We start from the raw sequence: 6,000 nt of genomic DNA, 5'->3' as shown, positions 1-6,000 counted from the left end.
CAACTCCCAACCGCCACGCGTTTACCCCTCCCACAACCCCCCGGGCGGCCGGCGAACCGCGGCCCCCCCCCCCCCCCCGGGCGGGGCCGGGGCGGCCCCGCGCGGGGCCGGCCCCCCCCGCGGGTCCGCCGGGCCGACGGCGAAACCTTCGCCGTTTTCGGCCCGCTGCCGTTGCGCGTCGTCCGCCGGGTGAACCATTGCCGCGCGCAGCTCGCGGGGCCTCGCGGGGCAGGGAATCGGCCCGGCCGACCAGGTCCGGGTCGATGACCACCACCATGCCGTGGCTGCCCTTGTCACCCCCCGGCGCACGGCGCGCCGAGCGCCCTCGGGGCCCGTGAGATCCACGCACTCCGGCCGGCCGCCGGAGGGGCCGGCCGGCGGCCTCCTCTAGCCCTCCGGGTCCGCTGCGGCGAGCGTCTCCAGCTGCTGGTTCAGCGGGGAGTTCCACAGGAGCCTCACGCCCTGGAACGTGTCCGGGACGGCGACGTCATACCGCGGATACTTCCGGGTCCCAGACGACCAGTTGGCCATCGAGGTCCAGGCCGCGCGGCAACTGCTCGGCTGCCGCCACCACGTCAGGCCATCGGTCCTGGACCAGCGCCCCGCGACGGATCTGCACCAACACCGCCCCGGCCGGGACGGCTGCGCAGCAACCCTGCTCGCCCAAGCCGTTGCAGCAGCACCGGCTTCGGCAGCTCCCGCGGACAAATCGCATGTTCTGTCCAGCTGGACCCATGCCAGCGGTCTCCAGAGATGCGGGACCGCCATTGACCTCCATCTGAATCCTGCTGCCCACCTGCACGGGCTCGGCCGCTCCTGCACCACCAGGGGAAGCGTCAGACCGACGCCGAGCAATGGGTCTGCACGGTGACTCCAGGGTTCCCCGACTCCCGGGATTCCGGAAGTCGGGGAACCGTGATGTTGAGCCTGGGCCACGGCTTCCCGGCGAGCTCCGCGCGGCGTTTCGGAGCCGGCGCCTTTGGCGGAGGTCGCGAGGAGCCCTACCGACCGAAGCCGGCGGTGGGCTTGGGCGTGCCCTTGACGGGGAGATTGCCCAGGCCGATGACCCAGTCGCCGTCCTCCTTGCCCATCACGATGACCGTGCTGAACGGTTTGCCCGTGCCTTCGGTGCCGCTGATGGTCACGCTCGCGAGGGTCGGCTCGAACTCTTTGATCACGTTGATATCCGAGATCTTGATGCCGCGGCCGCCGCTCTCCGCTATCAGCTTGTCGGCCTGCTCTTTCACCCCGGTCTTGCCCGGCGCCGGATGATCCAGGTCGATGAGCCCCTGAGGGTCCCGGGCGTTGAGCGCGGCGATGTACTTCTCGGCGGTCTGCTTCTCGCTCCTGCCGACCTTGTCATCAGAAGAACAGGCGGCGAGCGCTGCGCACAGGACAGGCACTGTCAGTAGCGCGAGGGCCCTCTTCATGGGGTCCACCCTTCGGGTCAGGTGCGGTGGGGGTACCAGTAGGAGCCGGGGTACTTGGCTCGAAGGTAACTGAGGGGAACGTCGACAGAGTTGGGGGTGTGGTAGCTCAGGTAGAGCATGCCTCCCTGCCTGCCTGCCTGCCTGGGACCATCGTCGTGTGGTTGATGTTGTCGTTGGGGGCCGGCCCCCGGTCAGCCTGGAGGACATCGGACAGGAACAAGTCCCGACTCCGAGGTCGCCGCCATCACCGGACTCACCACCACGGACCATCCCCCTGGACGTCACCGCAGGACGGCTCCCCCCAGGTAGTCCGGCATGACTTCCCCCCCCTTGTTGTTCATGATCCGGGGGGGTGGTGTCACCGGATCCGGAGGCATCGACGGACCGCTGATGAGGGGCTTGAGCACCGACTTCACCGGAGCCGGAAGAGCTCTCCGTAACGTGGGTGTGGCAGCTCGGTGCCGAGGCAAGGCCGGACGGAAGCGTGATGGAGGGGCCTGCACGTGATCGACACCGGCGACATCGACGTCTTCCTCGGCCTGGACGTCGGCAAGGGCGAACACCACGCCACCGCCGTCACCCCGGCCGGGAAGAAAGCCTTCGACAAGCGGCTGCCCAACACCGAACCCAAGCTCCGCGAACTATTCGCCAAGCTGCAGGCCAAGCACGGAACAGTGCTGGTCGTGGTCGACCAGCCAGCCTCAATCGGAGCCCTGCCATTGGCGGTCGCGAGGGACATGGGCTGCCCGGTCGCCTACCTGCCCGGGCTGACGATGCGGCGGATCGCCCGGCGCCGGGCCGACGTCCTGTTCGCGATGCTCCGCGACGGCACCTTCTACGAACCGCAGCCGGTCAGGTCAGGCTGAGTCGCCGAGAGCCTGCCTTCCTTCAGTCCACAGCCGCTCGAACTCCTCCGCGGAGATCTCGGCTGCCTGCGGCTGGTCCTGCCAGCCGTCCATGGGGCCTTCGGCGAGAACGCCGTACTGCCGTTCATAGCGGCCCATCGACGCAAGATCGGCATGGTCGCGCAAGTGCACGACCTCCGCCAAGGAAGCCGCCGTCACCGCCCGCGAGTCCTGCCCCCGGACCTCAACCTGACGCACCGCCCAGCCCTCCCCATCGGCCTCGAAGTACAGCCACAGATCTTCGTCCTCGTAGTAGGTGCGGAACCAGGTCGTCATGCCGCCATCCTGGCCCACCACCTTGACCAAACACATAGGGGCCCCCGCTCTCACCCGCCCGCAGAAGCCCCCAAAGAGGGCCCCGCCGCACACATCAGAGCCGCCCGGCGAGACCGAGCCCACCACCCGCCCCGGGGTGCGCTCGCCCCCGGCGGTCCAGGACCAGCTCACCACCTAGCCCCACCGCCCGGTGTGCCAGCGCCCCCACCTGCACGTGGTCGTAGCCGGCCCGGCTCCCGCCTCGGATACCGTGTCCCTCTACGGGGTGCCATAACGGATGTGACGCCCCCCACCGGAGGTAGTCAGCGTATGAGCTCAAAGCGCAGCAAGAATCCAGCCCTGCCCGTACTCGACGACGCATTCCGACTCACGTCGGTCAAAGACGCCGACGAGACCACCCGTGACATGGCCGCGCGGCTGGCCACCACCGAGCTGCGCCGCGTTTCCCACCCGGGCCGGGCCACCTGGGATCCCACCGATCAGGCCGAGCCCGTACCGGTCCCGCCCACTGTGGTCGACGGCGACGGGGACCTGTGGCTGCGGGACCGGGACACCGGCACCTGGACCATGCCCGAATTCAACCCCAAGGAGTTCCCGGCCCGCTGTGGCGAGGTTCTGACGTGGAACCAGCTTGCCCGCGAGTTCGGCCCGCTGACCGCACTGGCCGACGACCGCCGCATCGGCGGCGGCCGGCGCTGACCACGCAGCCTTCTGGGATGACCGCGCCCCTGAAGCGCCCCTTACGGGTAGCGGGGAGCTCCAGCTCACCGCCGAGCTCGACGATGGCGGCGAGCAGGTGAGCGTAGTGCGGGCGTGCGACAGCCGGGCCTCGAGGTCGATGCGCTCCTGGCCACTCTCCCTCGCCCACGCCGAGATCAACCTGCGGACAACGCGGATCTGATCGCCCCATGTCTTTAGGGCCGTATTCCACGCCGCGTGGGCGTCCTCCGGCCAGCCGCCCTCCGCCGAAGGCCGCCCATGACGGTCCTGGATCTCCTGCACACGTGCCCCCGAGCGTGCCGCGCACACCTGCACCGTCACCTCTCAGTTGTCCGGCCACGGACCGGAGTAGCCGGCGTCATCGATCGCTTCGTGCTCCTGGAGCACTTGAAGTGCAGCCCGCCTGCGGTGGCCGTCGTGGATGCAGTGACCGGGGCGGCGCCAACTGCCACGGCCGGCGCCGCCACCGGACCCGGGTACGCGGACACCGCCGTTGCAGCGCCTGGTGGAGGACATCGGCGTGGTGCTGGCGGGCCGGGGCGGTTCCCGGATGCTGCGGATCTTGAACATCAGGCTCTCGGTGCACCGCCTTGTCCCAGCTGATGCGGGTGTGTTTCCGCCACTGGTCGCGCCCCGGGTGCTGGGGGTGGACGACTTCGCGCTCTACGGCGACACCTACGGAGCTCTCCTGGTGGACGTCACCACCTGGCTCCCGCTCACACTCTGGGAAAGTCGCGACGCGGAACGGCTCGGCCACTGGTTCCGCGAACACCCTGGTGTCGAGGTCGCCTGCCGCGACGGATCCCTCGCCTACCGGCAGGGCATCACCGTCGGCGCCCCGAATGTCGTGCAGGTCCGGCATCGCGGCCGCCGTGCTGTTCCTCATGAGGGCTGGCTGCGCCGTGTTCTGCTGCCTGTGCTGGCCTGGCAGGTGTCGGAGACGCGGAAGGTCGCGGAGAAGCGGGGTCCGCCCGGCGGGCGGACCCCGCGTTGCCCAGTGACCTGGTGACGCTGCCCAAGACGCCGCGGGGCTGCCGGTTCTCGTAGCTGCTGTCAGCCGCCGTGGGCCGCCGTGCGGGCCCGTACCTCCTCGGGGGTGAGGTAGTGGTCGGTGTGCTCGAAGTCGCACAGTGTTGGCGGCTTGTTCGTTTGGAATCCGGTTCGGACGAAGTCGTCACCGGCCACGGCGTTCAGGAGCCAGTTCGTCATCACGCGGGTCTTGGCGGCGCCGGTCCGCAGTGCTGCCCAGTGGTAGCCGCGGGCGACGGCCTGGGCGGGCATTCCGCGCAGGTCGATGCCGAGGGGCCGGGAGACGCCGTCGCGGCCGCCGAGGTCGACGACAAGTCCGAGGTCCTTGTGGACGTACCGCCGTAGGGGGGTGCCCCGTAGTGTGGCGACGACGTTGTCGGCGGCGACCTTGCCCTGGCGCATGGCGTGCTGTGCGGTGGGCGGGCACACCGCACCGTCGCCGCTGCTGGCGAGGTCTGGGACGGCGGCCGCGTCGCCGAGGGCGAAGGCGCCGTCGGCGCCCGGCACCCGCAGGTCCGGCGTGACGACGAGCCGGCCGCTCTTGGCGGTCTCGGCGCCCAGGGTGGCGATGAGGGGGCTCGCGGCGACGCCGGCGGTCCAGATGAGGGTGCGGCAGGGCAGCACGCGCCCGTCGGTGAGGGTGACGTCCTCGGGGCCGGCCTTGGCGACGGAGGCTCCGAGCGAGACCTCGATGCCTCGGCCGCGCAGCACGTCGAGGGCGGCCCGGCCCAGCCGGTCGCCGAGTTCGGGCATCAGTTTCGGGGCGACGTCCACCAGGTGCCAGCTGATCTCGCGGCGGTCCAGCCGGGGGTAGCGGCTGACGGCGTTCGTGGTGAGGCGTTCCAGGGAGGCGGCCGTCTCGGTGCCGGCGTAGCCGCCACCGACCACGACGAAGCCGAGCCGTGAGGCCCGTTCCGCCGAGCCCGGTGCGGCGGCGTCGGCCAGGTCGAGCTGGGCGATCACGTGGTCGCGCAGGTGCGCCGCCTCCGCCAGCGTCTTCATGCCGCGGCCGTGTTCCGCCAGGCCGGGGATGTCGAAGGTGCGGGTCACGCTCCCCGGTGCGAGCACCAGGTGGTCGTAGGGCTGGTCGACCAGCTCCCCGGTGATCTTCCGGATGACGCAGACCTTGGCCAAGGTTTCGACGCCTACGGCCCCGCCGGGCACGATCCGGGTCCGGTGGCGGCGGCTGCGGCGCAGCGACACCGCCACGGACTGGGGGGTGAGTACCCCGGAGGCCACCTGCGGCAGCAGCGGTAGGTAGAGCTGGTAGGAGGATGGAGTGACCAGCAGGATCTCCGCCTCCCCGGGTGACAGCGAACGCTCCAGGCGGCGTACGCAGGAGACGCCGGCGAAGCCCGCGCCGACAACCACGATCCTCGGTCGTGCCATGGTGTCCGTCCCTTCTCGGATGTACGGGTCCCTGCCACGCCTTCCCCGGCATGCCGCTCCATCCACGCGGAAATCGGGGCGGACGGCTACGGAAAGCCGGGAGTACCGCCGAACGGCCCCGCCCCGAGGCGCGGGAGCGCCCATCAGGGCCGACTGCCGGACCTGGCAGGAGATGGCCGAACGGCGGGGCCGTTGGGCGTCAGCGGCCGTAGGTGTAGACGGTGGTGCCGGTTGCCGGGCTGGTGTCTGCG

6 protein-coding genes and 1 pseudogene are annotated in these 6,000 nt (G+C 70.7%); 3 read left to right on the top strand and 4 right to left on the bottom strand.

Annotated elements, in window-relative coordinates:
* Positions 1–487: 487 nt before the first annotated feature.
* Together ABZY57_RS09565 and ABZY57_RS09560 are read right to left on the bottom strand one after the other, a co-directional pair.
* Positions 488–619: a hypothetical protein gene (locus tag ABZY57_RS09565; RefSeq protein WP_356509864.1), complete on the bottom strand. Its 132-nt coding sequence runs from the start codon at positions 617–619 to the stop codon at positions 488–490.
* A gap of 382 nt (positions 620–1,001) precedes the next feature.
* Positions 1,002–1,430, bottom strand: a complete 429-nt coding sequence (locus ABZY57_RS09560) for a nuclear transport factor 2 family protein (protein WP_356509862.1) — start codon at positions 1,428–1,430, stop codon at positions 1,002–1,004.
* 506 nt (positions 1,431–1,936) lie between these two features.
* On the opposite strand from ABZY57_RS09560, the pseudogene ABZY57_RS09555 reads away from it, so the two are divergent.
* A pseudogene (locus tag ABZY57_RS09555) lies at positions 1,937–2,218 on the top strand (transposase); the annotation flags it as partial.
* A gap of 69 nt (positions 2,219–2,287) precedes the next feature.
* On the opposite strand, the gene ABZY57_RS09550 reads toward ABZY57_RS09555, so the two are convergent.
* Positions 2,288–2,611 carry a hypothetical protein gene (locus ABZY57_RS09550; protein WP_356509860.1) on the bottom strand — a complete coding sequence of 108 codons (324 nt, stop codon included), beginning with the start codon at positions 2,609–2,611 and terminating at the stop codon, positions 2,288–2,290.
* A 309-nt stretch (positions 2,612–2,920) separates the two neighbouring features.
* Between ABZY57_RS09550 and ABZY57_RS09545 the strand changes: the two genes are divergently transcribed.
* Both ABZY57_RS09545 and ABZY57_RS09540 read left to right on the top strand, forming a co-directional pair.
* Positions 2,921–3,310 (top strand): hypothetical protein, encoded by a 390-nt coding sequence (locus tag ABZY57_RS09545; protein ID WP_356509858.1) that lies wholly within the window; start codon positions 2,921–2,923, stop codon positions 3,308–3,310.
* Positions 3,311–3,824: 514 nt separating this feature from the next.
* Positions 3,825–4,340: a hypothetical protein gene (locus ABZY57_RS09540; RefSeq protein WP_356509876.1), complete on the top strand. Its 516-nt coding sequence runs from the start codon at positions 3,825–3,827 to the stop codon at positions 4,338–4,340.
* Positions 4,341–4,384: 44 nt separating this feature from the next.
* Here ABZY57_RS09540 and ABZY57_RS09535 read toward each other — a convergent pair whose 3' ends face one another.
* Positions 4,385–5,749 (bottom strand): NAD(P)/FAD-dependent oxidoreductase, encoded by a 1,365-nt coding sequence (locus ABZY57_RS09535; RefSeq protein ID WP_356509856.1) that lies wholly within the window; start codon positions 5,747–5,749, stop codon positions 4,385–4,387.
* Positions 5,750–6,000 lie beyond the last annotated feature (251 nt).

This window comes from Streptomyces sp. NPDC006450 (genome assembly GCF_040612195.1).
In the GTDB taxonomy this organism is placed as follows: domain Bacteria; phylum Actinomycetota; class Actinomycetes; order Streptomycetales; family Streptomycetaceae; genus Streptomyces.
This window is presented reverse-complemented; position numbering and strand designations above follow the sequence as displayed.